This window comes from Burkholderia aenigmatica (genome assembly GCF_048627025.1).
In the GTDB taxonomy this organism is placed as follows: domain Bacteria; phylum Pseudomonadota; class Gammaproteobacteria; order Burkholderiales; family Burkholderiaceae; genus Burkholderia; species Burkholderia aenigmatica.
This window is the reverse complement of sequence record NZ_CP184468.1, coordinates 3,502,389-3,527,224: the sequence shown is the minus strand read 5'-3', so window position 1 is coordinate 3,527,224 and position 24,836 is coordinate 3,502,389. Positions and strand designations below refer to the sequence as shown.

The 24,836-nt window shown below is 68.9% G+C and carries 25 protein-coding genes; 12 read left to right on the top strand and 13 right to left on the bottom strand.

What is annotated here, in order from left to right; all coding sequences use genetic code 11:
• Positions 1-25: 25 nt before the first annotated feature.
• Positions 26-1,213: a methionine adenosyltransferase gene (gene metK, locus ACN8ZM_RS16525; protein WP_043184698.1), complete on the top strand. Its 1,188-nt coding sequence runs from the start codon at positions 26-28 to the stop codon at positions 1,211-1,213.
• A 131-nt stretch (positions 1,214-1,344) separates the two neighbouring features.
• Here metK and ACN8ZM_RS16520 read toward each other — a convergent pair whose 3' ends face one another.
• Positions 1,345-1,686, bottom strand: coding sequence for a hypothetical protein (locus ACN8ZM_RS16520; protein ID WP_039353869.1), 342 nt, complete (start codon positions 1,684-1,686; stop codon positions 1,345-1,347).
• 352 nt (positions 1,687-2,038) lie between these two features.
• On the opposite strand from ACN8ZM_RS16520, the gene ACN8ZM_RS16515 reads away from it, so the two are divergent.
• The gene (locus ACN8ZM_RS16515; RefSeq protein WP_043184697.1) at positions 2,039-2,812 is read left to right on the top strand and encodes a phytanoyl-CoA dioxygenase family protein; all 774 of its coding nucleotides are present in this window, start codon (positions 2,039-2,041) and stop codon (positions 2,810-2,812) included.
• Positions 2,813-2,961: 149 nt separating this feature from the next.
• Here the strand turns inward: ACN8ZM_RS16515 and ACN8ZM_RS16510 are convergent, their stop codons facing one another.
• Entirely contained in the window at positions 2,962-3,168 is a 207-nt protein-coding gene (locus tag ACN8ZM_RS16510; protein WP_175928114.1) for a DUF3185 family protein, read from the bottom strand.
• Between the two features lie 193 nt (positions 3,169-3,361).
• Here ACN8ZM_RS16510 and mgrA point away from each other — a divergent pair, with 193 nt between their 5' ends.
• A complete protein-coding gene (gene mgrA, locus ACN8ZM_RS16505; protein WP_043184696.1) occupies positions 3,362-4,405 on the top strand; it encodes an L-glyceraldehyde 3-phosphate reductase in 1,044 nt (347 codons plus the stop codon).
• 108 nt (positions 4,406-4,513) lie between these two features.
• Here the strand turns inward: mgrA and ACN8ZM_RS16500 are convergent, their stop codons facing one another.
• Positions 4,514-4,699 carry a hypothetical protein gene (locus ACN8ZM_RS16500; protein ID WP_011353526.1) on the bottom strand — a complete coding sequence of 62 codons (186 nt, stop codon included), beginning with the start codon at positions 4,697-4,699 and terminating at the stop codon, positions 4,514-4,516.
• A gap of 303 nt (positions 4,700-5,002) precedes the next feature.
• The gene (locus ACN8ZM_RS16495; protein WP_420210312.1) at positions 5,003-5,884 is read right to left on the bottom strand and encodes a DMT family transporter; all 882 of its coding nucleotides are present in this window, start codon (positions 5,882-5,884) and stop codon (positions 5,003-5,005) included.
• Positions 5,885-6,677: 793 nt separating this feature from the next.
• Between ACN8ZM_RS16495 and ACN8ZM_RS16490 the strand changes: the two genes are divergently transcribed.
• Together ACN8ZM_RS16490 and ACN8ZM_RS16485 are read left to right on the top strand one after the other, a co-directional pair.
• The gene (locus ACN8ZM_RS16490; RefSeq protein WP_011353523.1) at positions 6,678-6,890 is read left to right on the top strand and encodes a hypothetical protein; all 213 of its coding nucleotides are present in this window, start codon (positions 6,678-6,680) and stop codon (positions 6,888-6,890) included.
• A 58-nt stretch (positions 6,891-6,948) separates the two neighbouring features.
• Positions 6,949-7,971 carry a serine/threonine protein kinase gene (locus tag ACN8ZM_RS16485; protein WP_374101850.1) on the top strand — a complete coding sequence of 341 codons (1,023 nt, stop codon included), beginning with the start codon at positions 6,949-6,951 and terminating at the stop codon, positions 7,969-7,971.
• A 72-nt stretch (positions 7,972-8,043) separates the two neighbouring features.
• On the opposite strand, the gene ACN8ZM_RS16480 is transcribed toward ACN8ZM_RS16485, so the two are convergent.
• Together ACN8ZM_RS16480 and ACN8ZM_RS16475 are read right to left on the bottom strand one after the other, a co-directional pair.
• On the bottom strand, positions 8,044-9,486 hold the full coding sequence (locus tag ACN8ZM_RS16480) for a coniferyl aldehyde dehydrogenase (RefSeq protein ID WP_420210311.1): 1,443 nt from the start codon (positions 9,484-9,486) through the stop codon (positions 8,044-8,046).
• 39 nt (positions 9,487-9,525) lie between these two features.
• The gene (locus ACN8ZM_RS16475) at positions 9,526-9,999 is read right to left on the bottom strand and encodes a hypothetical protein (protein WP_420210310.1); all 474 of its coding nucleotides are present in this window, start codon (positions 9,997-9,999) and stop codon (positions 9,526-9,528) included.
• A 502-nt stretch (positions 10,000-10,501) separates the two neighbouring features.
• Here ACN8ZM_RS16475 and ACN8ZM_RS16470 point away from each other — a divergent pair.
• A complete protein-coding gene (locus ACN8ZM_RS16470) occupies positions 10,502-12,142 on the top strand; it encodes a GMC family oxidoreductase (protein WP_420210309.1) in 1,641 nt (546 codons plus the stop codon).
• A gap of 27 nt (positions 12,143-12,169) precedes the next feature.
• On the opposite strand, the gene ACN8ZM_RS16465 is transcribed toward ACN8ZM_RS16470, so the two are convergent.
• The 6 genes from ACN8ZM_RS16465 to fliF are packed head-to-tail and all read right to left on the bottom strand — an operon-like array spanning position 12,170 to position 18,976.
• Complete coding sequence (locus tag ACN8ZM_RS16465) at positions 12,170-13,510, bottom strand: flagellar hook-length control protein FliK (protein WP_420210308.1); 1,341 nt, start codon at positions 13,508-13,510, stop codon at positions 12,170-12,172.
• 30 nt (positions 13,511-13,540) lie between these two features.
• Positions 13,541-13,999, bottom strand: a complete 459-nt coding sequence (gene fliJ / locus ACN8ZM_RS16460; RefSeq protein WP_043184690.1) for a flagellar export protein FliJ — start codon at positions 13,997-13,999, stop codon at positions 13,541-13,543.
• Positions 14,000-14,004: 5 nt separating this feature from the next.
• Positions 14,005-15,558 carry a flagellar protein export ATPase FliI gene (gene fliI / locus ACN8ZM_RS16455; protein WP_089451419.1) on the bottom strand — a complete coding sequence of 518 codons (1,554 nt, stop codon included), beginning with the start codon at positions 15,556-15,558 and terminating at the stop codon, positions 14,005-14,007.
• Positions 15,552-16,235, bottom strand: coding sequence for a flagellar assembly protein FliH (fliH, locus tag ACN8ZM_RS16450; RefSeq protein ID WP_043184688.1), 684 nt, complete (start codon positions 16,233-16,235; stop codon positions 15,552-15,554). Before fliH ends, fliI begins: the two co-directional genes overlap by 7 nt.
• A complete protein-coding gene (fliG, locus tag ACN8ZM_RS16445) occupies positions 16,228-17,223 on the bottom strand; it encodes a flagellar motor switch protein FliG (protein WP_043184685.1) in 996 nt (331 codons plus the stop codon). Before fliG ends, fliH begins: the two co-directional genes overlap by 8 nt.
• Positions 17,213-18,976 (bottom strand): flagellar basal-body MS-ring/collar protein FliF, encoded by a 1,764-nt coding sequence (gene fliF / locus ACN8ZM_RS16440; protein ID WP_043184684.1) that lies wholly within the window; start codon positions 18,974-18,976, stop codon positions 17,213-17,215. The genes fliG and fliF overlap by 11 nt, the downstream gene beginning before the upstream one ends.
• A gap of 249 nt (positions 18,977-19,225) precedes the next feature.
• On the opposite strand from fliF, the gene fliE reads away from it, so the two are divergent.
• The 6 genes from fliE (at position 19,226) to ACN8ZM_RS16410 (ending at position 23,628) form a co-directional block, all read left to right on the top strand.
• Entirely contained in the window at positions 19,226-19,570 is a 345-nt protein-coding gene (gene fliE / locus ACN8ZM_RS16435) for a flagellar hook-basal body complex protein FliE (RefSeq protein WP_420210307.1), read from the top strand.
• Positions 19,571-19,775: 205 nt separating this feature from the next.
• Positions 19,776-20,210 (top strand): flagellar export chaperone FliS, encoded by a 435-nt coding sequence (gene fliS, locus ACN8ZM_RS16430; RefSeq protein ID WP_420210306.1) that lies wholly within the window; start codon positions 19,776-19,778, stop codon positions 20,208-20,210.
• Positions 20,207-20,539: a flagellar protein FliT gene (locus tag ACN8ZM_RS16425; protein WP_043184681.1), complete on the top strand. Its 333-nt coding sequence runs from the start codon at positions 20,207-20,209 to the stop codon at positions 20,537-20,539. The genes fliS and ACN8ZM_RS16425 overlap by 4 nt, the downstream gene beginning before the upstream one ends.
• A gap of 410 nt (positions 20,540-20,949) precedes the next feature.
• Positions 20,950-22,311, top strand: coding sequence for a flagellar hook-length control protein FliK (locus ACN8ZM_RS16420; RefSeq protein ID WP_420210305.1), 1,362 nt, complete (start codon positions 20,950-20,952; stop codon positions 22,309-22,311).
• A complete protein-coding gene (locus ACN8ZM_RS16415; protein WP_301769699.1) occupies positions 22,308-22,625 on the top strand; it encodes an EscU/YscU/HrcU family type III secretion system export apparatus switch protein in 318 nt (105 codons plus the stop codon). The genes ACN8ZM_RS16420 and ACN8ZM_RS16415 overlap by 4 nt, the downstream gene beginning before the upstream one ends.
• 268 nt (positions 22,626-22,893) lie before the next feature.
• Entirely contained in the window at positions 22,894-23,628 is a 735-nt protein-coding gene (locus ACN8ZM_RS16410) for a PepSY-associated TM helix domain-containing protein (RefSeq protein WP_420210304.1), read from the top strand.
• 112 nt (positions 23,629-23,740) lie between these two features.
• On the opposite strand, the gene ACN8ZM_RS16405 is transcribed toward ACN8ZM_RS16410, so the two are convergent.
• Entirely contained in the window at positions 23,741-24,766 is a 1,026-nt protein-coding gene (locus ACN8ZM_RS16405) for an XdhC family protein (RefSeq protein ID WP_043184677.1), read from the bottom strand.
• Positions 24,767-24,836: the final 70 nt, after the last annotated feature.

Below are 24,836 nucleotides of genomic sequence, written 5' to 3'. Positions count from 1 at the left end.
CGTAACCACACAGGAGCCTGAAAAAGTGGCAAACGATTATCTCTTCACGTCCGAATCCGTCTCCGAAGGCCATCCGGACAAGGTCGCGGACCAAATCTCGGACGCGATTCTCGACGCCATCCTCGAGCAAGACAAGTATTCCCGCGTCGCCGCGGAAACGCTGTGCAACACGGGTCTCGTCGTGCTGGCCGGTGAAATCACCACGACGGCCAACATCGACTACATCCAGATCGCGCGCGATACGATCAAGCGCATCGGCTACGACAACACCGACTACGGCATCGACTACAAGGGTTGCGCGGTGCTCGTCGCCTACGACAAGCAGTCGCCGGACATCGCCCAGGGCGTCGATCGTGCACACGACGACAACCTCGACCAAGGCGCGGGCGACCAGGGTCTGATGTTCGGTTACGCGTGCGACGAAACGCCGGAACTGATGCCGCTGCCGATCCACCTGTCGCACCGTCTCGTCGAGCGCCAGGCCAGCCTGCGCCGCGATGGCCGCCTGCAATGGCTGCGCCCGGACGCGAAGTCGCAGGTAACGATCCGCTACGTCGACGGCAAGCCCGATTCGATCGACACCGTCGTGCTGTCGACGCAGCACGCACCGGACATCGAGCTGCCGGCGCTGCGCGAAGCCGTGATCGAGGAAATCATCAAGCCGACGCTGCCGGCCGACCTGATCAAGGGCGACATCAAGTTCCTGGTGAACCCGACCGGCCGGTTCGTGATCGGCGGCCCGCAGGGCGATTGCGGCCTGACCGGCCGCAAGATCATCGTCGACACGTACGGCGGTGCCGCACCGCACGGCGGCGGCGCGTTCTCGGGCAAGGATCCGTCGAAGGTCGACCGTTCGGCTGCGTACGCAGGCCGCTACGTCGCGAAGAACATCGTCGCCGCGGGCCTCGCCTCGCGCGCGCTGATCCAGGTGTCGTACGCGATCGGCGTGGCCGAGCCGACCTCGGTGATGGTCAACACGTTCGGCACGGGCCGCGTGTCGGATGCGGTGATCACGAAGCTCGTGCGCGAGCATTTCGACCTGCGTCCGAAGGGCATCATCAAGATGCTCGACCTGCTGCGCCCGATCTACGAGAAGACCGCTGCTTACGGCCACTTCGGCCGCGAAGAGCCGGAATTCTCGTGGGAAGCGACCGACAAGGCGCTCGCCCTGGCCGAAGCGGCCGGCGTCGAGCCGACGGCACGCGTCGCGTAAGCGTCGTTCGCCTGAAATGAAAAACCCCGGCCATGCCGGGGTTTTTTTATGGGTTCCGATCGCCGGGGCAATCGGACAAGCGGGCCGCAGCGCGACGGCGATCGTCGCGCGCGGTGCCCGCCGGCGTGCGCTCAGCGCGCGCCGAACCCGAACCAGCCGTTGCTGGCCGCGAGGCGGCGCGGGCGGTTGACACGGCGCTGCGGGCCGAGCGTGCGTCGCAGCGCGAGCGCGCGCAGCGACGACGGCTTCTGCAGCAGCGAGCGCAGGCCGGCACGGCGCGAGAACGCCTGCGCGCTCATCATCGAGAAAAATGCGTGGAACCACGCACGGATACCGTCCAGCCGGCTGTGTGCGGGCGTACGCTCGGCCAGCGCCTGCGTGCGTGCGCGGTGATGGCGCAGCGAGCGGGCAGGAGCGGGCGGCACAACGCGCTTCGCAGCGCGGCTGAGACGGGAAGTCAGACGGAATGGCATGTGAACGATGCTTCGCTTGTATGGATGGCGCCCTGAAGAGCGCACTGGTATGAACGGCCTCGGAAGGCGCAACGGATCTTACCGAAACTCGCTGCGCGCCGCGCCCGCCAGAATTGACAGGCCGCGACAGGCTACAGGGGATTCATGACGGGCAAAAGTCGCGATAAACCCTTGTGCCACAAGGCGTGTGCCGCATACCGCCTGTCGGTGAGGCCAGCGCCGCGCCGCACAGTTCCCTTGAGCCGGATCAAATCATCGATTGGCATGCCCCTGCGCACGACAATGGTGCTGTTCGCGGCATCCGGCGCCGATTTACAATCGTCACATTCACACAATAAACGTCTGGCATCCCATGTCGTCTCCATTGCAGTCGGAATCGATCCGCGCGCAAGTCGCGGAATTGCGCGAGCGCGGCTTCGTCGTCGCGCGTGGCCTCGTCGGCGAGGCACAGTGCGCGGCGCTCAGGCAGGTTGCGGAGCGCCAGTTGCGGGAGGCTGCCGAGCCGATCGAGTTCGAGGCGGACCTGCGCTATCCGGGCGCGCCCGAATCCAAGCACGCACCGGGCGGGCATACGGTGCGTCGGCTGCTTGATGCGTACTCGCGCGATCCGGCTTTCGCCGAGCGGGCGATCGCCCCCGAAATCGGCGCGTGGATGCGCGAGTATTTCGGCGAAGAACCGGTGCTGTCGCGCGCGCATCACAACTGCATGATGACGAAGCACCCCGCGTACGGCAGCCTGACCGGCTGGCATCGCGATTTCCGCTACTGGTCGTTCGAGCGTCCGGACATGGTGTCGGTGTGGCTCGCGCTCGGGCCGGAAACGAACGAGAACGGTGCGCTGTGGCTCGTACCGGGGTCGCATACGGCCGAGTTCGGGCCTGAAGCGTTCGACGATGCGAAGTTCTTCCGCAGCGACCTGCCGGCGAACAAGAAAATGATCGATGCGGCCACGTGCCCGTCGCTGCAGACGGGCGACGTCGTGTTCTTCCACAGCAACACGCTGCATTCGGCTGGGCAGAACCGTTCCGACCAGGTGAAGTTCTCGCTCGTGTACACCTACCACGGCGCGAGCAACCGGCCGCTGCCCGGCACGCGCTCGGCGTCGAAGCAGGAAGTGCCGTTCTAGGTTCGGAGCGGACGGCCGGCGACACCACCCCGGTTACGCGATGCGGCGCATCGCGGGCGAATGGAACAACGGGCGGCCTGGCCGCCCGTTTCGTTTGGCGCGGCCCGATCGTGCGACGCGGGCCGTTCGCGGGTCGCGCGGCTTAGCGCTCAGCGCTTGCTGCCCGGCATCGCGAGGCCGATCAGGCCGATGAACGATGCGACGGCGCCGCCTGCGATCAGCAGGATCGTCTTCGTCGCGGGCGAACCGGTGAAGAAGCGCGACACGTTGTCGTTGATCGAATGGAACGACTGGCCGCCGAAATACAGCAGCACGACGCCGCCGACGAGCAGCGCAACCGAGATGACCCGGGACATACCAACCTCGCTGAAACGATGATTCGAGACGCCGCAGTGTAGGCGACGACCGCGGCTGCGTCCATCGCCGTGCCGCCGTGCGTGTTCCGGCCGCTTTCGCTACCATAGTCGTCGTATGACTCTTTCGCCGCCGCCGCGCCGTGTGCGCGGCCGGCGCGCGTCCCTTTCCCCGATGTCCTGACGGAACCGACTCATGGCCTACGAAGCAGCTTCCGAACGTTATGCCGACATGCAATACCGCACCTGCGGCAAATCCGGGCTCAAACTGCCCGCGCTGTCGCTCGGCCTGTGGCACAACTTCGGCGACTCGACGCCGATCTCGACGCAGCGCGAGATCCTGCGCACCGCGTTCGACCTCGGCATCAACCACTTCGACCTCGCGAACAACTACGGGCCGCCGTACGGCAGCGCCGAAACCAACTTCGGCCGGCTGCTGAAGGAGGATTTCCGGCCGTATCGCGACGAGTTGCTGATCTCGACGAAGGCCGGCTGGGACATGTGGCCGGGGCCGTACGGCAGCGGCGGCGGGTCGCGCAAGTACGTGCTCGCGAGCCTCGACCAGAGCCTGCAGCGGATGGGGCTCGACTACGTCGACATCTTCTATTCGCACCGCTTCGACGCGCACACGCCGCTCGAGGAAACGGCGGGCGCGCTCGCGTCGGCCGTGCAGCAGGGCAAGGCGCTCTACATCGGCATTTCGTCCTATTCGGCGGCGAAGACGCGCGAGATGGCCGAGCTGCTCGCGCAGTACAAGGTGCCGCTGCTGATCCACCAGCCGTCGTACAACCTGCTGAACCGCTGGGTCGAAACCGAACTGCTCGGCACGCTCGACGAGATCGGCACGGGCAGCATCGCGTTCACGCCGCTCGCGCAGGGGCTGCTCACGTCGAAGTACCTGAATGGCGTGCCGGCCGACGCGCGCGTGAACAAGCCGGGCGGCGGCTCGCTGAAGCAGGATCACCTGAGCGCGGACAACCTCGACCATGTGCGCAAGCTCAACGCGATCGCCGAACGGCGCGGGCAGAGCCTCGCGCAGATGGCGCTCGCATGGGTGTTGCGCAATGGGCGCGTGACGTCCGCGCTGATCGGCGCGAGCCGCGCGGAGCAGGTGCGTGAAAACGTCGGCGCGCTGAAGAACCTCGAGTTCTCGGCGGACGAACTCGCGGAGATCGATCGTTACGCGACGGAAGGCGGCATCAATCTGTGGGAAAAGCCGTCCACCGATCAGGCGATCTGACCGGCAGACGCTACGGCATGCGAAACATCGCGTGCCGTATCGATGGCTTGCGCGCAGCACATCGCATCGCTGCGATGCAGCGATGCGCGCCACGCACGGATTGCGCCGCTAGATCAGCGCAGGCAGGCCTTCGACGAGCAATACCGCGACGCCGACGCCGAGGATGACGCCCAGCACGCGCAGCAGGTTGTGGCGGAATTCGGTTGCGCACGGCACCGCGCCGAGAAATAGCGCTCCGGCCAGCGCCATCGGAATCAACAGGATGAAGTCGCCGATCGTGAAGTAGGTCGTCATGCGTGTCTCCAAGGTCGACCGGAGTGGGCGCTGGCGCGCTTGCTCCGGCCCCATGCCGGGTGTTTCTAGTATTGGTCCGACCCGATTGCGAGCAGGGCGGTCAGTTCGAGTATAGGCAACCCGCAGTGCTTTTCGCTATCCGAACCATTAAAAAATCAGCGGAAAGCCCCGCGAATCACGCATTTTTCCCGCAAGTTGGACGAATGCCTTGCACGTATCTTTCCCGTGCCTTTCGATTGATGCGGAATCGTCGTACATGTCCGATGCGTGCCGCCGCACCCGTGGGCGCGGCGGCACGCCCGCTCATGCGCGGTCGGGTTGCACGCGGGCGGCCGGCGCGCGGAACACGAGCGCGAGCCCCGCGATGATCGCGCCCATGCCGGCAAGTGCGAGCGGCTCGGGCCGGTTGCCGAGCCACGCGGCATCCATCAGCGTGGTGACGACAGGCACGAGATAGAACAGGCTCGTCACGTTGACGAGATCGCCGCGCTGCATCAACCGGTAGAACAGCAGTTGCGCAATCACCGAAATCACGATGCCGAGCCACAGCAGCGGGATCACGAACGACCAGCTCATGTCGAACGACACCGGCCGGAACGGCACGATCGCCACGCACAGTGCAAGGCCGATCGCATTCTGCAGCGGCAGCACGTCGGCGGGCGCCGCCCGCACGCGCTTTTGCAGCAGCGAGCCGGCGGTCAGCGCGACGAGCGCGGTGAGCGTGCACGCGATGCCCGCGAGCGACAGGCCGCCGTCCCCGGTACCGCGGAACACGACGAGCGCGAGGCCGGCCAGCGACAGCGCGAGCCCCGCGATGCGCACGGGCTGCCAGCGCCGCTCGACGATCGCGAGCGTGAGGATCGGCTGCACGCCGAGGATCGTCGCGAGCACGCCCGGCGCGATCCCGCGTTCGAGCGCGAGCAGGTAGAAGATCGAGTAGCCGCCCATCATCAGCAAGCCGGTCAGTGCGGCCATGCGCCGCTCGCCGCGCGGCGGCAGCCAGCGTTTGCGCATGAAGGCCAGCCCGAGCAGCACGAGCGATGCCAGTGCGAAACGTGCGGTGAGAAAGACGAACGCGGATGCGTGACGCAGACCGAGTTCAGCGAAGATCGCGCCGCTGCTCCACAGCAGCACGAAGAGCGACGTCGCGCCATGCGCGGCGAGCGCGCGTTTGAACGAAATCATGTGAATCCACCTGTCGAACGGATCGGAACGTTCCATCCGCGCGCGCAGCAACACGCCGTGCGTCACGACGCACGAATGCAGGCCTGCGGGCGAATGGAAGACGAAACGGAAGCCGGCTGGTCAGCCGGCGCGTGCCGCCGGAGGGGGCGGCGCGGCGCCGACGAGCGGCGGTGCGACAGGAGGAGGAAGAACCGACGGATGCGCGCACGCCTGCGGCCGCGAGTCGAACTGCGGCCGGGATTTTGCAAGGGCGGACGTGAGCGGATGCATCGTGTCGGAATGCGCTTGAACGCGAATGAGCATCAAAGGTAACGCAAGGCCGGCATCGGACGCAACACCTGTCGCGTGGCATCGCATGATGAGGGGCGCTGCGTACGCAACGGTCGCTGCGGTGGCCGCGCTCGAGGCAGGGGGGGAAGGCGATGACGGCGAAGCGCGGTTCGGCAACCGCTGCCGCCAGTCGCGCGAAATTGCCTGGCGAACCGGCACCGGGCCCACGATGCGCGCGGGACGTCCGTCACGTGCGCGCCGCGGTGATGCAGGGGATTCGGCGGGCAGTCACATTCGACAGGGTATGATGGGGGTAACCGGGCAGGCAAGCGCCTGCCCGGCGCAGTGGTTGATTGGAGACATTCGACGAATTCGCGGCACTTCGCCTGCTTCTTCTTCTTTTCGTGCTTCGATAAACCGTGAACAATGGGATTACGCGCAACGCTCCGTCGAGAGCGCGTGGATCGTGCATTTGCCGGCCCCCAGCGGGCCGGGTTTCAAGATTCAAGAGTGGGGAACCATCATGCATGTCGGGTCGATTGTCTGCACTACCCATATCGCGGTGCCGAAGGGCGCGCGCGGCATCGTCCAGCGCGTCCTGGGCGACATGGCCATGGTGACCTGGTACGCGGGCGTACCGGGCGAGTCGAAGGAACTCAACACCGAACCGTTCTTTCTCGAGGACCTGATCGACACCGGCGAATCCGTGCTGCCGGCCGGCGCGGCGCTCCACTAAGCGTATACACCGCACCGGGCGCTCGTCTTTCGGCCCGGCTGGCGGCACAATGCGGGGCATGAAAGACGTCACTTCCGCTCCCGCTTCTCCCGCCGGCCCGCCGTTCGCCGGACTCACGCCCGAGTGCGTGCTCGACGCGCTCGACAGCGTGCTGATGCCGGCCGGCCTGCGCACCGACGGGCGCCTGCTTGCGCTCAACAGCTACGAAAATCGCGTGTATCAGGTCGGTATCGAAGATGGCCCGCCGGTCGTCGCGAAGTTCTATCGTCCGGCACGCTGGTCGGACGAAGCGATCCTCGAAGAGCACGCGTTCGTCACCGAACTCGCCGCGCGCGAGATTCCGGCGGTGCCCGCGCGCGCATTCGAAGGCCGGACGCTGCACGCGTTCGACGGATTCCGCTTCTCGATCTTCGAGCGGCGCGGCGGCCGCGCGCCCGATCTCGATCGCAGCGACACGCTCGAATGGCTGGGCCGCTTCATCGGCCGGATCCATGCGGTCGGCGCGACGCAGCCGTATGTCGCGCGCCCCGTGCTCGACATCAAGACGTTCGGCTACGAGCCGCGCGACTACCTGCTCGCGCACGATTTCATTCCGGACGATGTACGGCCCGCATACGAGACGGCCGTGACGCTCGCGCTCGAAGGCGTCGAGGCCGCGTTCGAGCGGGCGGGGGAGATCCGCCTGCTGCGCACGCACGGCGACTGTCATCCGAGCAACGTGCTGTGGACCGATGCCGGCCCGCACTTCGTCGACTTCGACGACAGCCGGATGGCGCCCGCGATCCAGGATCTGTGGCTGCTGCTGCCGGGCGACCGCGAAGGCGCGTCGCGTGCGCTGGCGGACCTGCTGGCCGGCTACGAGGATTTCTGCGAATTCGAGCCGCGCGAGCTGCATCTTGTCGAAGCGCTGCGCACGCTGCGGCTGATCCATTACGCGGCATGGCTCGCGCGACGCTGGGACGATCCCGCATTTCCGGCCGCGTTCCCGTGGTTCAACACGCATCGTTACTGGGAAGCGCGCGTGCTCGAGTTGCGCGAGCAGATCGGCGCGATGCAGGAAGGGCCGCTCTGGCCCGTGTGACGGCGCGCGCGGCACCCTCGCCGCGCGGCATGCTGGTGCGGGCCGCGGCGCGATGCGCGCGGCCCGTTCCACTCAGAACTTCAGCATCAGCTTGATCAGCGCGGCGAAGCGCTTGCCATACGGCGGCGCGAGCAGGTTGCGCGCGTTCAGGCGCGCCTGCGTGAGCACCGGTTTCATCTTCGAGAACGTCACGAAGCCGTCGTAGCCGTGATACGCGCCCATGCCGCTCGCCCCGACACCACCGAACGGCAAACTGCCGCACGCGATGTGCATCAGCGTTTCGTTGATCGACACGCCGCCCGAGATCGTTTCGCGCATCACGCGGTCGATCGTGCCGCCGTCCTCGTCGAACAGGTAGAGCGCGAGCGGACGCGGGCGTGCATTCACGTACGCGATCGCTTCATCGAGCCGTTCGTACGGCACGAGCGGCAGCAGCGGCCCGAAGATTTCCTCCTGCATCAGCTGCGACGCGGCCGGCACCTGCGTGACCGCGCACGGCACGAAGCGGCGCGACGCGGGATCGGATTGCGCGTCGGACAGCGGATGCAGTTGCGCGCCGGCCGTCTGCGCGTCGCTCGCGAGTTGCTGCAGCCGGGCGTAGTGGCGCGGCGACACGATCGTCGTGTAGTCGCCGTTGGCCGACAGGTCGGGATACATCTTCGCGAACCGGGCGCGCGCGCGTTCGATGAACGCGGCTTCCATCCCGCGCGGCAGCAGCACGTAGTCGGGCGCGATGCAGGTCTGGCCCGCGTTCAGCGTCTTGCCCGCGACGATCGCGTCGACGGCCGCATCGAAGCGCGCGTTCGGCCCGACGATCGCCGGCGACTTGCCGCCGAGTTCGAGCGTGACGGGCGTGAGGTTGTCGGCGGCCGCGCGCATCACGTGGCGGCCGACGTGCGTCGAGCCGGTGAACAGCAGATGATCGAACGGCAGCCCGCTGAACGCGGCGCCCATTTCCGCATCGCCGTTCACGACTGCGACGTGGTCGCGCGTGAAGGTCTTGGCAATGAGCTGCTCGAACAGCGCCGACGTGCGCGGCGTCAGTTCGGACATCTTGATGATCGCGCGGTTGCCGGCCGCGAGCGCGCAGATCAGCGGGCCGGCCGCGAGCAGCACCGGATAGTTCCACGGCACGACGATGCCGACCACGCCGAGCGGCTGCGGAATCACCTTCGCGCGCGCCGGGCGCAGCCACTTGTTCATCGGCTTGCGCATCGGCTTCATCCAGCGCTTGCCGTGCTTGAGCGCGTCGTCGATCTCTTCCTTCGCCATCCAGATTTCCGACAGCAGCACTTCCTGCTTCGCGCGATGACCGAAATCGGCACTGATCGCTTCGGCGAGCGCGTCCGCATGGTCGATCAGCATCGTGCGCAGCGCGCGCAGGTGCTGCACGCGCGTTTCCCATGCCGGGTACGGCGCGCGCAGGTAGGCCGCGCGCTGGTCGCGCAGCAGCGCCGTCAGTGCATCGACCGACGGCAGCGCTTGCGGGGCCAGTTCGGGCAGGTCGTTCTTCATGTCGTCTCCTCCAGTTGGGCCTGGCTGGTCGGCCGGCCGTCACGCCGCACGCGCACGCTCGGCGAGCGCGGCGACGCGGATCGGGGTGGTGCGTGTCGCGCGGCGCGGGGCCGGATGCGACGTGTGCTCGAAAACCGGTTGCCGCGTGCCGTGGGCGTCGCATCCACGCGACGGTGTGTGCATCCGGAAACCGTGTCGCGGCGCATCTGCATGCAGCGCGATGCGACTGTTGCCGGGCGCGCGACGCTGCGGTGCGACTGCCTGACGGTGCACCGAAGCGGGGCAGCGCGACAGGTCTTTCAAACCATGCCGCAGCGCATCGTGCCGCCGCGGTGACAAACCATCCAAACGGTCGGCAACGACACGCGCCGTTCGATTTCGATCGACTGCGCGCATGACGCCGCGCATCCCTGCGCGGGCAGCCGTTTGAAATGAAATGCGGGCTGCGCGCATCGCGTCCGGACAACCCGGTCGGCACGCAGCCTGCAGAACCTGGCGCTGCATCGTCGTCACACCTGTTTCGCGGCGGATCGGCTTCTCGTGGCCGGCGCGTCGCGCAAAGCGAATCGGTACATCTTAAATTTAGTTCACGCGGGCGTTTAGAGGAATCGCTCTTGAATCCGCACGCCGCGCGCGCGACGGCCATTCCTACAATGCCCGAACACGAGGGTCTGTTTGCAGATGGAACACGCATGCGTTGCCATGAGAACGGCCGCTCGCGAGGCGCGCGACGCCGCGAATACTGACGTATTCGCAAGGAGCGCAACGCGGCGAGCGGCCGTTCTCATGGCAACCCCAAATTAAAAAAATCATGTCACGGGAATGCCCGAAATCGCCCGTATGGCGGCGTCGCTCGTCGCTTGTTTGGCTCGGCCAAACGGCGCTCCTCGCTCCTTGCCCTACGAGCGATTTCGGGCATTCGCATGCGTGTTCCATCTGCAAACAGACCCTCCAAAGAGGGGACGCGGTCGCGCGGCGGTGCCGGGCGCCTTCCATGACACGACGGAGACGTGACATGCAATACGACTACATCATCGTCGGCGGCGGTTCGGGCGGGTCGAGCCTGGCAGGCCGTCTCGCCGATGCCTGCCCCGATGCAACGATCGCGCTGATCGAGGCCGGCTCGCATACGGAGCGCAACCTGCTCGTCAACATGCCGGTCGGCATCGCGGCGCTGGTGCCGTTCAAGCTCGGCACGAACTACGGCTACGAAACGGTGCCGCAGCCGGGCCTCGGCGGGCGGCGCGGCTACCAGCCGCGCGGGCGCGGAATGGGCGGCTCGAGCGCGATCAACGCGATGATCTACACGCGCGGCCACCCGGGCGACTACGACGAGTGGGCGCAGCTCGGTGCGACGGGCTGGGGCTGGCAGGACGTGCTGCCGTATTTCCGTCGCGCGGAAGGCAACGTGCGCGGCGCCGATGCGTGGCACGGTGCGGACGGCCCGCTGTCGGTGTCGGATCTGCGCTTTCGCAATCCGTTCTCCGAACGATTCATCCAGGCCGCGCACGCGGCCGGCTATCCGCTGAACGACGACTTCAACGGCGCGACGCAGGAAGGCGTCGGCTTCTATCAGGTCACGCACCGCGACGGCTCGCGCTGCAGCGTCGCCCGCGCGTATATCTACGGCCGCAACCGGCCGAACCTGCACGTGATCACCGATGCGACGGTGCTGCGCGTCGTGTTCGACGGCAAGCGCGCGGCCGGCGTCGCGGTTGCGCGCAACGGGCGCGTCGAGACGCTCGACGCGCGCGCGGAAGTGATCCTGTCGGCCGGCGCGTTCAATTCGCCGCAACTGCTGATGTGTTCGGGGATCGGCCCGGCGGAGCAGCTGCGCCGGCACGGGATCGCGCTCGTGCAGGATGCGCCGGACGTCGGCACGAACCTGATCGACCATATCGACTTCATCATCAATACGCGCGTGAATTCGTCGGAGCTGGTCGGCGTGTGCCTGCGCGGGATCGCGAAGATGACGCCCGCGCTCGCGCGCTATTTCTCGAGCCGCACGGGGATGATGACGAGCAACGTCGCGGAGGCCGGCGGCTTCATCAAGAGCGATCCGTCGCTCGAGCGTCCCGACCTGCAGCTGCATTTCTGCACGGCGCTCGTGGACGACCACAACCGCAAGATGCACTGGGGCTTCGGCTATTCGCTGCACGTGTGCGCGCTGCGGCCGTTCAGCCGCGGCACGGTGGCGCTCGCGAGCGGCGATGCGCGCGACGCCCCGCTGATCGATCCGCGCTTCTTCAGCGATGCGCGCGATCTCGACCTGCTCGTGCGCGGCACGCAGGCGATGCGCAAGATCCTGTCGCAGGCGCCGCTCGCGTCGCAGGGCGGGCGCGAGCTGTACACGCGGGCCGACCAGAGCGAAGCGGAACTGCGCAAGACGATCGTCGAGCATGCCGACACGATCTATCACCCGGTCGGCACCTGCCGGATGGGTTCGGACGCGCGCGCGGTCGTCGATCCGCAACTGCGCGTGCGCGGCGTCGAAGGGTTGCGCGTGGTGGATGCGTCGGTGATGCCGACGCTGGTCGGCGGGAACACGAATGCGCCGTCGGTGATGATCGGCGAACGTGCGGCGGACTTCATCGTCGCGACGCGCAAGGGCGCGGCGACGCGCGGCGAGGCCGCCGCGGCCGTGCACGGCCGCTGAGCGGCGCGCACACGGCGGCAGCCATGCTCAGGCAAACGTATCGACGAGGCCGGCGCGGCTCACGCTCGCGGCGGCCGGTGCGGATTGCGCAGCGTCGACCGGTGCATCGACGGCTGACGATCCGCCGCTCCCGCGCCGCGACGACTGGCCGCCGGCGAAGGTCTGTTGCGGGTTCTGCTGCTGCGCGAAGCCGCCGTCGCTGACGGTCGCGCTGCCGAGCCCGAGCCCGCCCGCTTCCATGGCCTCGCGCAGCTTCGGCAGCGCGGCTTCGACCGCGTCGCGCACCTGCGCGTGCTGCGACACGAACAGCGCGTGCGCGTGGTTGTCCGCGACGCGCAGCACGACCTGCAGCGGCCCGAGATCGGCCGGGTTGAGCGTCAGCTCGGCGCTCTGCTGATGCGCATTCGACAGGAACACGACCTTCTGGCTCAGCGCGTCCGTCCAGTCCGGCGTGCCGATGTGCGGCGCGAGCACGTGCGCGTTCGCGGCGGCGATCGCCCCCGCGGCCGGCGACAGCTGCAGGTTCGCCTGTGCCGCGGCCGCAGCCGTGGCGCCGGCCGCGAGCGTCGCGCTGGCGGCCGGATCGGTCGCGTCGCTGGCTGCCGCGAGCGCGTGCTGCTCGCCCGACTGCGCGTTCGCGTTGGCCTGCAGCGCCTGCGCGGTGGCTTGCGCCGGCGTTTGCTGGGTGGCGAGCGCGCCCTTCGCGTCGGCCAGCGTGTGCTCGAAGGTCGGCACCTTCGGCGCCAGCGGGGCGGTGGTGCCGGTCGATGCGGTTGATGCAGCGGCCGATGCCGTCGTGCCGGTCGCGGGCATCGCGATCGCGCCCGAGCCGCCCGTGAGCCTGTCGAGCGCGGTTTGCAACGCATCGCGGCCCGACGCCGGCGTGGCCGGCTGGGCGGCCGCGTCCCTGGCCGCGTGATCCGTCAGCGTGGCCGTGGCATCGGGCTGGCCGGACATGGCCGTCTTTTGCGCCGTGGTAGCGGCGGCGGCATCGGCCGGCGTCGCGTTGTCCGTGCGCGCCTGCAGTTGCGCCTGCACGGCCGCAGCGGCCGCAAGCGCGGCGGCATCGGGGTTGCTGGCGGCGTTCGTGGTCGTATCGTCGGTCGTGTCGTTGTCATCGGCTGCGGACGGCTTCGCGCCGGCGGCCGGCTTCGACGAAGCCTGTTTCGTCGACGCATCCGGCACGCTGGAATGCAACGCATCGCGACGCGTGATGACGCTTTGCTTCAGCGACTGCGCAAACGGCACGGCGGCCGTGGCGGGCGCGGCATCGTTGCCGGCGGCGCCGGACGAACCCGAGCTGCGGGCGGCCTTGAGGACGGTGCCGGCGGTGTCGAGCAGCGCGCCGAGCAGGGGCAGGGGAGGCATGACGGTTCTCTCGTTCGAATACGGGGGCGGTTACGACGACCGGGCCGCGTCGGCCCGCATGCGCAGGATCTTCGCGGCGTGTTCGTCGGCGTCGCGCTGTTCGCGCCGGGCGTCGCGCTTCGCTTCCTGCGCCACGCCGCGCGCCTGCAGGATTTCGAACGAGCCGACGGTGCGCTTCTTCTGTTGCCAGTTCGGGCGCGCTTCGTCGATGCGGACTTCGGCCGCGGCCAGCACGTTGCGCTGCTGCGCGATCGCGGTGTCGAGCGTGTCGATGAACGCCTGGAAATTGCGCCAGTTGCCGGCCGGCATTCCGTGCTGCGCGGATTGCGAGAAACGCGCGTGGTATTCGTCGCGGTAGCGCAGCAGCGCGTCGAGCTGCTCGGCGGCGGCGGTGCGGTCGCGCTGCGCGGTGCCGAGCTGCTTCGTGGCCGAGTCGAGATCGTCCTGCGCGCGGTCGAGCAGCAACTGAAGGGGAAAGCCGTGAGCCATCGGGATCAGCCTCCGTAAGCGTCGAACAGTGCATCGAGCCCGGCGAGGCTCGACGCGAACGGCGCGCATTCGCGAAAGCCCTGCTGCAGGAATGCCTCGATGCGCGGGTAGAGTGCGATCGCGCGATCGAGCTGCGCGTCGCGGCCGGGCGCGTACGCGCCGACCGCGATCAGGTCGCGATTGCGCTGGTAGCGCGACAGCATTTGCTTGAACTGCCGGACATGGTCGAGATGCGTTTCGTCGATCAGTGCGGTCATCGCGCGGCTGATCGACGCCTCGATGTCGATCGCCGGATAGTGGCCGGCCTCGGCGAGCGCGCGCGACAGCACGACGTGGCCGTCGAGGATCGCGCGTGCCGAATCGGCGATCGGGTCCTGCTGGTCGTCGCCTTCGGTCAGCACCGTGTAGAACGCGGTGATCGAGCCGCCGCCTTCCGGCCCGTTGCCGGTGCGCTCGACGAGCGCGGGCAGCTTCGCGAACACCGACGGCGGGTAGCCCTTCGTCGCCGGCGGCTCGCCGATTGCGAGCGCGATCTCGCGCTGCGCCATCGCGTAGCGGGTCAGCGAATCCATCAGCAGCAGCACGTGCTTGCCCTGGTCGCGGAAATACTCGGCGAGCGACGTCGCGTAGGCCGCGCCCTGCATCCGCAGCAGCGGTGACACGTCGGCCGGCGCCGCGACGACGACCGAGCGCGCGAGCCCGTCCTCGCCGAGGATCTGTTCGATGAATTCCTTCACTTCGCGGCCGCGTTCGCCGATCAGCCCGATCACGATCACTTCCGCGCTGGTGTAGCGCGCCATCGTGCCGAGCAGCACCGACTTGCCGACGCCGGAGCCCGCGAACAGGCCCATCCGCTGCCCGCGGCCGACGGTGAGCAGCGCGTTGATCGCGCGCACGCCGACGTCGAGCACGTGGTGGATCGGTTCGCGCTCGAGCGGGTTGATCGACGGCGCCGACAGCGGCGCGTCGACCTTCGACGCGAGCGGGCCGAGGCCGTCGAGCGGGCGGCCCGACGCATCGACGACGCGCCCGAGCATCTCCCAGCCGACCGGCAGGCGCTTGGCGCCCGCCAGCGGATCGGTGACGGGCGCGCTTTCGCGCGGCCACACGCGCGCGCCGGGCAGCACGCCCGCGACGTCGGTGGTCGGCATCAGGAACAGGCGATCGCCGGCGAAGCCGACGACTTCGGCTTCCGCGTGCGGCAGCGTGCTGCCGGGCGGCAGTTCGATCGTGCATTCGGCGCCGACCGACAGGCGCAGCCCGATCGCCTCGAGCACGAGGCCGGCCGCGCGCGTGAGGCGCCCGCACGGCCGCAGCGGCAGCGCGCGGTGGCTGCGCGCGGCGAGCCCGTTCAGGTGGGTGCGCCAGTGCGCGAGATGCGGGTTGTGCGGCGCGCGCGGCGTGGCGCCGGAGGCGTCGGCCGCCGTAGCGGCGCCGTGCGGGGTGGTGTCATGTGCGGTGTCGTGCGCGGCGTCGGGGCCGAACGACGCGAGCGCGAGTTCGCGCTCCAGCGGCGTCAGGCCGTCGTGCGCGAGCGCCTCGGGCGGCCGCGTCACCACGTGCTCACCTTGCCGATCGCGGCGGCGACGCGCTGCCAGCGCGTGGGCAGCGTCGCGTCGACCTCGCCGGTCGCGGCGTGCGCGCGGCAGCCGCCGCGCTCGATCGACGCGTCGGTGCGCACGTTCCAGCCGAGCGTGTCGAGATCGTCCTGCAGATAGGCTTCGACGACGGGCAGGTCGGCCGGATTCACCGCGAGATGCGGCGCGCCGGACAGCGCGGGTTCGGCCGCGAGCACGTCGCGCACGGCCGCGACGAGCGCGGCCGGGTCGTGCTTCACGTGCTGGCGCACGACCTGCTGCGCGATGTCGAGCGCGAGCTGCGCGAGGTCGGCGGCGAGATCGTGCTCGACCGTCGACACGGCCTCGCGGAACGACGCGGCCAGCGCCGCGAGCGCCGCGGCCTGTTCGCGTGCGTCGGCCTGGCCGGCCTCGAAGCCGCGTTCGCGGCCCTGCTCGAAACCGGCCTGGTAGCCGAGTGCCTGGCCTTCGACGTGGCCGGCCGCATGGCCTTCGGCGTGCGCGGCGTCGCGCACGCGCTGCAGTTCCTCGGCGAGCGCGGCGGCCGCCGCGGCCGCGTCGTCGGGCGGCGGCGGGGGCGGCGGCGGGTCGAACGACGCCATCTCCCACCGCTGGTACGCGGTGAGGGTGCCCGCGCGATCGCTCGCCGAATCAGACATATGCGTCTTCCGCCTTGCCGCCGATCGCGATCGCGCCGCTCTCGGCCAGGTTGCGCACGATCTGCAGGATGCGGCGCTGCTGCGTCTCGACTTCGGACACGCGCACCGGGCCGCGCGCGTCGAGATCCTCGGCGAGCAGTTCGGCCGCGCGCTGCGACATGTTCGCGAGGAACTTCTGGCGCAGCGCGGGCGGCGCGCCCTTCAGCGCGATGATCAGCGTTTCCGACTCGACTTCCTTGAGCACCATCTGGATCGCGCGATCCTCGAGGTCGAGCAGGTTCTCGAACACGAACATCTGGTCGACGATCTTCTGCGCGAGATCGGCGTCGTACTGGCGCACGCTCTCGAGCACGCCTTCCTCATGCACGCTCGTCATGAAGTTCAGGATCTCGGCCGCAGTGCGGATGCCGCCCATCGGGCTGCGCTTCAGGTTGTCGCTGCCGGACAGCAGGCCGGTGAGCACGTCGTCGAGCTCGCGCAGCGCGGCCGGCTGGATGCCGTCGAGGGTCGCGATCCGCAGCATCACGTCGTTGCGCAGCCGTTCGGCGAAGCACGACGCGATCTCGGACGCCTGGTCGCGGTCGAGGTGCACGAGGATCGTCGCGATGATCTGCGGATGCTCGTTCTTGATCAGTTCGGCCACCGCGCCCGAGTCCATCCACTTCAGGCCCTCGATGCCGCTCGTGTCGCTGCCCTGCAGGATGCGGTCGATCAGCACGCCGGCCTTGTCCTCGCCGAGCGCCTTGGTCAGCACCGAGCGGATGTACTCGCTCGAGTCGAGCGACAGCGCGGTGTGCTGCTCGGCTTCCTTCGCGAATTCCTGCAGCACGTCCTCGACCTGCTCGCGCGTGACGTTCTTCAGCGCGGCCATCGCGGCGCCGATCTTCTGCACCTCGCGCGGCGCGAGGAACTTGAATACCTGCGCGGCCTCTTCCTCGCCGATCGACATCAGCAGCAGCGCGCTCTTGGTCAAGCCTTCAGCGTTCATCGGACACCCAGTTCTTCACGACGGTCGCGACGATCTTCGGATCCTGGCGGGCGATCGTGCGCGCGTAGTCGAGGTTGCGTTCGTAGCGGTTCTTCTCGTTTTCGAAGCCCAGCAGCATCGGATCGGGTTCCTCGTTCTTGACCGGTGCCGGCAGGCCGTCGAGCGCGACCGGATCGTCCGGCGCCGCGAGCGCCGGCGCGGCCGGTTCGGGCGGCGGGAACGCGCGGCGCATCGCCGGGCGCACGAACATGAAATACAGCGCCGCCGCGGCCGCCGCGATGCCGAGCCACTTCGCGGCTTCCTTCGCCATCTCGATCATGTCGGGCTGGCGCCACCACGGCAGGTCGGCGTACGGGTCGCTGACGGTCGAGAACGCGCTGTTCACGACGTTCACCGAGTCGCCGCGCTTCTCGTCGTAGCCCATCGCGTCCTTCACGAGCTGTTCGACCTGCGCGAGCTTCGCGGGCGGCAGCGGCTGCATCGTCACGTGGCCCTTCGCGTCGGCGACCGGCTGGTAGTTGACGACGACCGCGACCGACAGCCGCTTCACGCTGCCCATCGGCTGTTCGAGATGGCGGATCGTCTTGTCCACCTCGTAGTTGGTCGTCTGGTCCTTGCGGTCGCTCACGGGCGTCGTCTGCGGCGCGTTCGGGCCGTTGCCGGCGACGATCGGCGCGGATGCCGGCTGCGGCGGCGTGTTCGACAGCGCGCCCGGCACGCCCGACGCGCCGCCCTGCGCGAGTTCGGTCGAGCTGCTGGTCTGCTGGCTGCGGATCGCGGCCTGCTGCGGCACGCCGTTCGGGCCGTAGCTTTCCGACGTCTGCTCGATCTTCGAGAAGTCGAGGTCCGCGCTGACCTGCGAGCGCGCGTTGCCCGCGCCGAAGATCGGCGCGAGGATCGCGTCGATGCGCTTCTGCGTGTTGTGCTCGACCTGCTGCACGTACTTGAGCTGGCTTGCGTCGAGACCGGATGCCGACGCGGTCTGGGTCAGCAGGTTGCCGTCCTGGTCGACGATCGTCACGTTCTTCGCGGGCATGTCGGGCACGCCGGACGACACCATCCGCGTGATTGCCTGAACCTGGCCCTCGTCGAGCACGCGACCCGGGTAGAGGTCGACGAACACCGACGCGCTCGGCGCTTCCTTGTCGCGCACGAACACCGACGGCTTCGGGATCGCGAGATGCACGCGCGCGCCGCGCACGGCGTTGATCGATTCGATGGTGCGCTGCAGCTCGCCTTCGAGCGCGCGCTGGTAGTTGATCTGTTCGGCGAACTGGCTGATGCCGAATTTCTGGTTGTCCATCAGCTCGAAGCCGACCGAGCCGCCCTTCGGCAGCCCCATCGCGGCGAGCTTCAGGCGCGTTTCATGCACCTGGTTCGACGGCACGAGGATCGCGCCGCCGGCATCGGCGAACTTGTAGGGAACGTTTGCCTGCTGGAGCGCGGCAATGATCGCGCCGCCGTCGCGATCCGACAGGTTGCTGTACAGCACGCGGTAGTCGGGCGCGCGGCTCCACAGCACCAGCGCGGTGATCACGGCGATCGCGAACGCGACGGCGATCAGGAACGGCAGCTTCGGGTTGCCCTTCATCCGCGAGATGCCGGGAATGCGTTCCGCGAAGCCGCCAAGCCCGAAGTCCGCGCCTGCGCCACCCGCGCCCGGCAACGCGGCGGCCGCGGCGGCGCCGGGCGCCGGGCTGGCGAGGCCCGCGCGGGCGTCTGGGTTGATCAGCGAGTTGGCCTGCGAATCCATGCGTCGAGTTTCTCCGGAGCGGGACGACTGAGCTCGCTCGGACGAGCGGGCGGACAATGACACGATGCGATTATCGTGACCCGGGCCGGACTCCGATCGACCGAAAAGAGCGGGGTTTCCCCCGTACTTTCTCGGCTTTGACGCGCGGCGCGCTGCTATCCTTTTTCGCGATCCGGCATGGTGCGCGTGGTGCGGCGCCGGCGGATCCCCCGGTGCGTCCGGGCCTCTTCTCTCAGTTTTGGGGACAGCATGACTGCGAACGTCAGCGGAATCGGTTCGGTGTTGCAACAGATGCAGTCGATGGCGGCGCAGGCTTCCGGCGGCGTCGCGAGCCCGGCGGCGGCGCTGGCCGGCTCGGGCGCGGCGACGGCCGGCACGTTCGCGAGCGCGATGAAGGCGTCGCTCGACAAGATCAGCGGCGACCAGCAGCACGCGCTCGGCGAGGCGCAGGCGTTCGAGGTCGGCGCGCCGAACGTGTCGCTGAACGACGTGATGGTCGACATGCAGAAAGCCAACATCGGCTTCCAGTTCGGGCTCCAGGTCCGCAACAAGCTCGTGAGCGCTTACAACGACATCATGCAGATGTCGGTGTGACAGGACGGCTACCGGGGACGGCCACCGGGGTTGGCTATCCGGGGACTGCGATCCGGTGAGCCCCTCCGGGCTGGCCCTGCCGCCGCAGGGCAGGCCCCGCTTGCCTAAAGCTTTCCCGATCCCTTCCGATAACTCCGGTGAAGGCCGCGTCGTGCGATGCACGATGTCGGTTCCCGTATAGCCAAGGCATAACAAGGAGAAGCGCATGTTTTCCCCAGGACACGCTGGAGCCAGTGCATACGCGCGTGTCGGCGTCGAGACCGGGGTGATGGGCGCCTCCCCGCACCGGTTGATCGCGATGCTGTACCAGGGCGCGCGGCAGGCGGTGGCGCTCGCGCGCATGCATTTGCAGCAGGGCAATGTGCCCGCGCGCGGTGAAGCGATCGGCAAGGCGATCCGGATCGTCGAGAGTGGACTGAAGGCGTCGCTGAACCGCGACGCGGGCGGCGAGATCGCGGCGCGGCTGGACGCGCTGTATGCGTATATCAGCGGGCGTTTGCTGGAAGCGAACGCGCAGGCGAGCGACGCGATGCTGGTCGAGGTCGACGGGCTGCTCGCGACGCTCGAGGAAGCATGGACGGGGATCGCCCCGGAAGTCGCGCGGATGGCCGCGCAACAGGCAGTGGAAGCATCACGATGAATCGCAAGGCCGAATACTTCGCACGTTACGAGGCGCTCGCCGCCGTGTCGGGCCGGATGCTGGGCGCCGCCCGCAGCGCCGACTGGAGCGCGTTGCCGGAGTTGCAGGCCGAATTCATGCAACTGGTGGACGGGCTGAAGGAGGCCGATCCGGGCGTCGTGCTCGACGAATCGGATCTCGGCCGCAAGCTCGACCTGATCCGCCGCATCCTGGCCGACGACGCCGCGATCCGCGATCTCGCGAGCCCGGACGTCGCGCGGCTGTCCGCGCTGTTCGAGGCGCGGCGCTCGACCAAGGTATTGACCGATCTCTACCGCGCGCGCGGGTAGGGCCCGTTTCCGGGGAAACGGGCGCGGGGGCGCACGAGCCCGTTGCGGCAGGCGCGCAGTTCCCGCGGGCGGCGGCGTGCCGTTCCCGGATTCGCAACGAAGTGCGGGGTCTGTTTACATATGGAACGCGCATGCGAATGCCCGAAATCGTTCGCAGGGCAAGGAGTGAGGAGCGCCGTTTGGCCGAGCCAAACAAGCGACGAACGACGCCGCCATGCGGGCGATTTCGGGCATTCCCGTGGATTGATTTTTTTAATTAGGGGTTGCCACGAGAACGGCCGCTCGCCGCGTTGCGCTCCTTGCGAATACGTCAGTATTCGCGGCGTCGCGCGCCTCGCGAGCGGCCGTTCTCGTGGCAACGCATGTGCGTTCCATATGTAAACAGACCCCAAGGTGAGCAGGCTCCGATCATGACCGGTATCGACTCCGTTGCGGCCGCGCTGCTGGCGAGCCGCCTCGACAGCCTGCTGACCGGCACCGTGTCGGCGCCCGCCGGCGGCGGCGCGACCGCGCAGGTCGGCACGCCGGGCGCCGGCGCGTCGTCTTCGCCTGCGGCCGGCAGCCCGCCCGCCGCGCCACCCGCTTCCACCCAGACCGCACTGTCCGATGTCGGGCGCGTGCTCGACGCGATCTCGCGTGCGGGCGGCGACTCGACGCCGGCCCTCGCCGGGCGCGCGCCGCTGCTGGCCGACCCCACCGTGCTGCTGACCGACACGGCGGTACCGGCCCGCGCGCCGGCCTTGTCCGCGCCGGCTGCGTCTTCCTCGCCGGCTTCCGCCGCGGCGTCGTCCGCTGCGGCGGTGCACGAAGCAGCCGCGGCCCTGCCGGTCGCGGCGCTGCGCGCAGCGCTCGCGCAGGCCGTGAGCGAAAGCGGCCTTTTCTACGAATCCCATCTGGCGCAGTGGCTGGCGGGCCAGCGTCCGCTCGCGGCGCTGATGCGCGAGCCGCAGGCACGCCTCGCGGCCGCGCTCGCGCCGGCCGACCCGGATGCCGCGCAGCACGGCGCGACCGACGTGCTCGACGAGCTGCTCGCGCAGCACCCGCCGTTGCCTGCAACCGCGCGGACGGCGCCGCCGCCGGGTACGCCGGCCCAGGGCGGTGCGCCGGCTCGCGATCCTGCGCAGGCCTTGCCGGCGGGCGGGCGGCAGGGCACATCACTGTCGCCCGACATGGCCGATCTGCTCGGCGAGCGTCCCGATGCGCGCTGGACGCCCGCGCGCGCCGAACTGGCCACTGCATCGTCCGATTCGCAGACACAGACGCAGACGCTTGCACCCGTACATCCGGCCGCCGTGCCGCTCGTCAGGCAGCAGCTCGACGCGCTCGCGACCGACCAGTTCCGCTGGACGGGCGAGGCGTGGCCCGGCGCGCGGCTCGACTGGACGATCGAACCCGACGATCCGGGCAGCCGCGCACCGCGCGGCGACGACGGCGCGGGCGACGGCATCGCCTGGCGCACGCGCCTGACGCTGACGTTGCCGTCGCTCGGCACGGTCGACGCGGAGCTGGTGCTGAACGGCACGCAACTGGTTGCGCGGCTGCGTGCGAACCAGACGGGCGCCGACCGTCTCACGCGGCACGAAGCGGCGCTGCGGCAGCGGCTCGAAGTGTCGGGGCTCAAGGTGGGCGGGCTGTCGATCCGCGCGGTCGACGACGGCCCGGACGGCTTCGACCTGTTTGCGGCCCAGGCGGCGGCCGCCGCGTATGCGCGCGGCGCGGCCGGCGGCCCGGCGACGCGGGCGCCGGATACCGACGACGAGGCGCTGCAATGAGCATGACGTCCCGCAAGCGCGCGGCCGCGCTCGTCTACGATCCGAAGGGCGGCGACACGGCGCCGCGCGTGGTTGCAAAGGGCTACGGCGCGCTCGCCGAGATGATCGTCGCGCGCGCACACGATGCGGGGTTGTACGTGCATACGGCGCCGGAGATGGTGTCGCTGCTGATGCAGGTCGACCTCGACGACCGGATTCCGCCACAGCTCTACCAGGCGGTCGCAGATCTGCTCGCTTGGCTTTACTCGCTCGACCGCACCGAGCCCGCGCCGGACGACGCCGCACCGCGCTTTCCGCTGCCGCCGCTGCGCTGACGGGCCGGCACCGCGTGATTTATTACGAAATACTGTCTCGGCCTTTCACGGTCATTCTGCTGGCATTTTCGTTCTATTGATCTGCATCGTGGCGCAACGCATGCGCTTCGTCCGCATTTCCTCTCTCTTCGGGGGCGCCGCCACGTACGCTGGCGGATTGAGCCGGCAATAGATTTGTGTAATGATATCCATTCTCATTTTCATGCTGCTCGGGCGGCGCGCATGCTCTGCGCGCCGCCCGTTGTTTTGAACGAATGGAAACTTTCGCGTGAACGCGCCCGAAACGATCACTCCGCCCAAGACGGGTACTGCCCGCGCGGGCGTCACCGTGCTGCACCCGGCGGCCCGCCCGCTGAGCGACGACGAACTGGCCGCGCGCCGCCAGCGTTCGCGCCGCGCGACCTTCATCAAGTGGCTGCGCAAGGTGCACGGCTGGGTCGGATTGTGGGGCGCGGTGCTCGGGCTGCTGTTCGGCGTGACAGGCGTGCTGCTCAACCACCGCGCGCCGCCGCTGAAGATTTCGACCGGCGAGCCGCAGGTCGAGGAGATGCAGATCGCGCTGCCGGATCCCGCGCCGAAGACGCCTGCCGCGATGATGAAGTGGCTGCAGCACGAACTGCATTTCGACGGCAAGCCGGGCCGCATGCGCAAGGAGCCCGCACAGCCCGTGGCGTGGGGCGATAAGCGCATGATGCAGCCGGAGCACTGGCAGATGGGCCTGTTCGGCCCGCATCAGAACCTGCAGGCCGAATACTGGGTCGGCAACGGCTACGTCGCGGTGAAGCGCACGGGCAACACGTTCCTGACGACGCTGAACAACCTGCATCGCGGTGTCGGGATGAATCTCGGCTGGGTGCTGCTGATGGACACGATCGCGGGTTCGCTGATCCTGCTGTCGCTGACCGGCGTGCTGCTGTGGACCGAGCTGAACAAGCGCCGCACGGTCGGCGTCGTGCTGGTGGTGGGTTCGGTCGCCGCGGCGCTTGCCGCCGGCCTGACCTGATCGGCGGTCATCGCGCCGGCCTGGCGCCGGCGCGTGCCGTTTCGTCGGTTTTGTCCGCTTTGCGCGCTGCGGACGCGTACCCGGCGCGACCGCGCGCCGGCGTCGGCACGGCTCAGAGGCCGCAGGCCGCGCCGCTGTTCGCCGCGATCTCGCGTGCGGCCTTCGCGCCCTCGACCTGCAGGATCGTCGGCAGCGACACGTTGTTCTTCGCGGCGGTGATCTCGGCGAGGATCGAGATCGCGATTTCCGGTGGCGTCCGGCTGCCGATGTAGATGCCGGCCGGCCCGTGCAGCCGGCCCAGTTCCGCTTCGTTCAGGTCGAATTCGCGCAACCGCTCGCGCCGTGCCGCGTTGTTGCGCCGCGAACCGAGGGCGCCCACGTAGAACGCGGGTGTCTTCAGCGCCTCCATCAGCGCGAGATCGTCGAGCTTCGGATCGTGCGTGAGCGCGATCACGGCCGAACGCGCGTCGAGCTTCATGTCGAGCACCGTATCGTCGGGCATCGTATGCACGACGCGCGTGCCCGGCACGTCCCACGCATCCGTGTATTCCTCACGCGGATCGCACACCGTCACCTGGTAGTCGAGCCCGACCGCGATCTGGCACAGATAGCGCGACAACTGGCCGGCGCCGATCACGAGCATCCGGTAGCGCGGCCCGTGGATCGTCACGAGCCGCTCGCCGTCGAACGCGAGCCCGTCGGCCGCCTGCGCGGGCGACAGCGAAGCACGGCCGGTCGCGAGCGTCATCGTGCGCGTGACGAGGCGGCCGGCCTCGACTTCCGCGCACAGCGCGGCAATCCCGCTGTCGCGCGTGAGCGGCTCGAGCACGAGCTGGATCGTGCCGCCGCAAGGCAGCCCGAAGCGGTGCGCTTCCTCGGCCGTCACGCCGTACTTGAGCGCTTCCGGGCGCGCGTCGGCCGCGATCCCGCTTGCGTGCACGCGGGCGATCAGGTCGTCCTCGATGCACCCGCCGGATACGGAGCCGACCACGAGCCCGTCCTCGCGCACCGCGAGCATCGCGCCTTCGGGGCGCGGCGACGAGCCCCACGTCTTCACGACCGTCACGAGCAGCACGCGGCGCCCTTCTTCGAGCCAGCGTGCGCTGGATTTCAATACATCGAGATCGACGCTTTCCATCATCTTCTTCCTGTTGCCGGACGGCCCGCTGCCCGGGACCGTCGTTCGATGGCGGGATTATGAACCGCGC

What these genes read in the sequence shown, in the direction of transcription:
- ACN8ZM_RS16520 (WP_039353869.1), bottom strand. Translation starts at nt 1,686, where the DNA reads ATGCCATTCCGTCTGACTTCCCGTCTCAGCCGCGCTGCGAAGCGCGTT.
- ACN8ZM_RS16515 (WP_043184697.1), top strand. Translation starts at nt 2,039, where the DNA reads ATGTCGTCTCCATTGCAGTCGGAATCGATCCGCGCGCAAGTCGCGGAA.
- ACN8ZM_RS16510 (WP_175928114.1), bottom strand. Translation starts at nt 3,168, where the DNA reads ATGTCCCGGGTCATCTCGGTTGCGCTGCTCGTCGGCGGCGTCGTGCTG.
- mgrA (WP_043184696.1), top strand. Translation starts at nt 3,362, where the DNA reads ATGGCCTACGAAGCAGCTTCCGAACGTTATGCCGACATGCAATACCGC.
- ACN8ZM_RS16500 (WP_011353526.1), bottom strand. Translation starts at nt 4,699, where the DNA reads ATGACGACCTACTTCACGATCGGCGACTTCATCCTGTTGATTCCGATG.
- ACN8ZM_RS16495 (WP_420210312.1), bottom strand. Translation starts at nt 5,884, where the DNA reads ATGATTTCGTTCAAACGCGCGCTCGCCGCGCATGGCGCGACGTCGCTC.
- ACN8ZM_RS16490 (WP_011353523.1), top strand. Translation starts at nt 6,678, where the DNA reads ATGCATGTCGGGTCGATTGTCTGCACTACCCATATCGCGGTGCCGAAG.
- ACN8ZM_RS16485 (WP_374101850.1), top strand. Translation starts at nt 6,949, where the DNA reads ATGAAAGACGTCACTTCCGCTCCCGCTTCTCCCGCCGGCCCGCCGTTC.
- ACN8ZM_RS16480 (WP_420210311.1), bottom strand. Translation starts at nt 9,486, where the DNA reads ATGAAGAACGACCTGCCCGAACTGGCCCCGCAAGCGCTGCCGTCGGTC.
- ACN8ZM_RS16470 (WP_420210309.1), top strand. Translation starts at nt 10,502, where the DNA reads ATGCAATACGACTACATCATCGTCGGCGGCGGTTCGGGCGGGTCGAGC.
- ACN8ZM_RS16465 (WP_420210308.1), bottom strand. Translation starts at nt 13,510, where the DNA reads ATGCCTCCCCTGCCCCTGCTCGGCGCGCTGCTCGACACCGCCGGCACC.
- fliJ (WP_043184690.1), bottom strand. Translation starts at nt 13,999, where the DNA reads ATGGCTCACGGCTTTCCCCTTCAGTTGCTGCTCGACCGCGCGCAGGAC.
- fliH (WP_043184688.1), bottom strand. Translation starts at nt 16,235, where the DNA reads ATGTCTGATTCGGCGAGCGATCGCGCGGGCACCCTCACCGCGTACCAG.
- fliG (WP_043184685.1), bottom strand. Translation starts at nt 17,223, where the DNA reads ATGAACGCTGAAGGCTTGACCAAGAGCGCGCTGCTGCTGATGTCGATC.
- fliF (WP_043184684.1), bottom strand. Translation starts at nt 18,976, where the DNA reads ATGGATTCGCAGGCCAACTCGCTGATCAACCCAGACGCCCGCGCGGGC.
- fliE (WP_420210307.1), top strand. Translation starts at nt 19,226, where the DNA reads ATGACTGCGAACGTCAGCGGAATCGGTTCGGTGTTGCAACAGATGCAG.
- fliS (WP_420210306.1), top strand. Translation starts at nt 19,776, where the DNA reads ATGTTTTCCCCAGGACACGCTGGAGCCAGTGCATACGCGCGTGTCGGC.
- ACN8ZM_RS16425 (WP_043184681.1), top strand. Translation starts at nt 20,207, where the DNA reads ATGAATCGCAAGGCCGAATACTTCGCACGTTACGAGGCGCTCGCCGCC.
- ACN8ZM_RS16420 (WP_420210305.1), top strand. Translation starts at nt 20,950, where the DNA reads ATGACCGGTATCGACTCCGTTGCGGCCGCGCTGCTGGCGAGCCGCCTC.
- ACN8ZM_RS16415 (WP_301769699.1), top strand. Translation starts at nt 22,308, where the DNA reads ATGAGCATGACGTCCCGCAAGCGCGCGGCCGCGCTCGTCTACGATCCG.
- ACN8ZM_RS16405 (WP_043184677.1), bottom strand. Translation starts at nt 24,766, where the DNA reads ATGGAAAGCGTCGATCTCGATGTATTGAAATCCAGCGCACGCTGGCTC.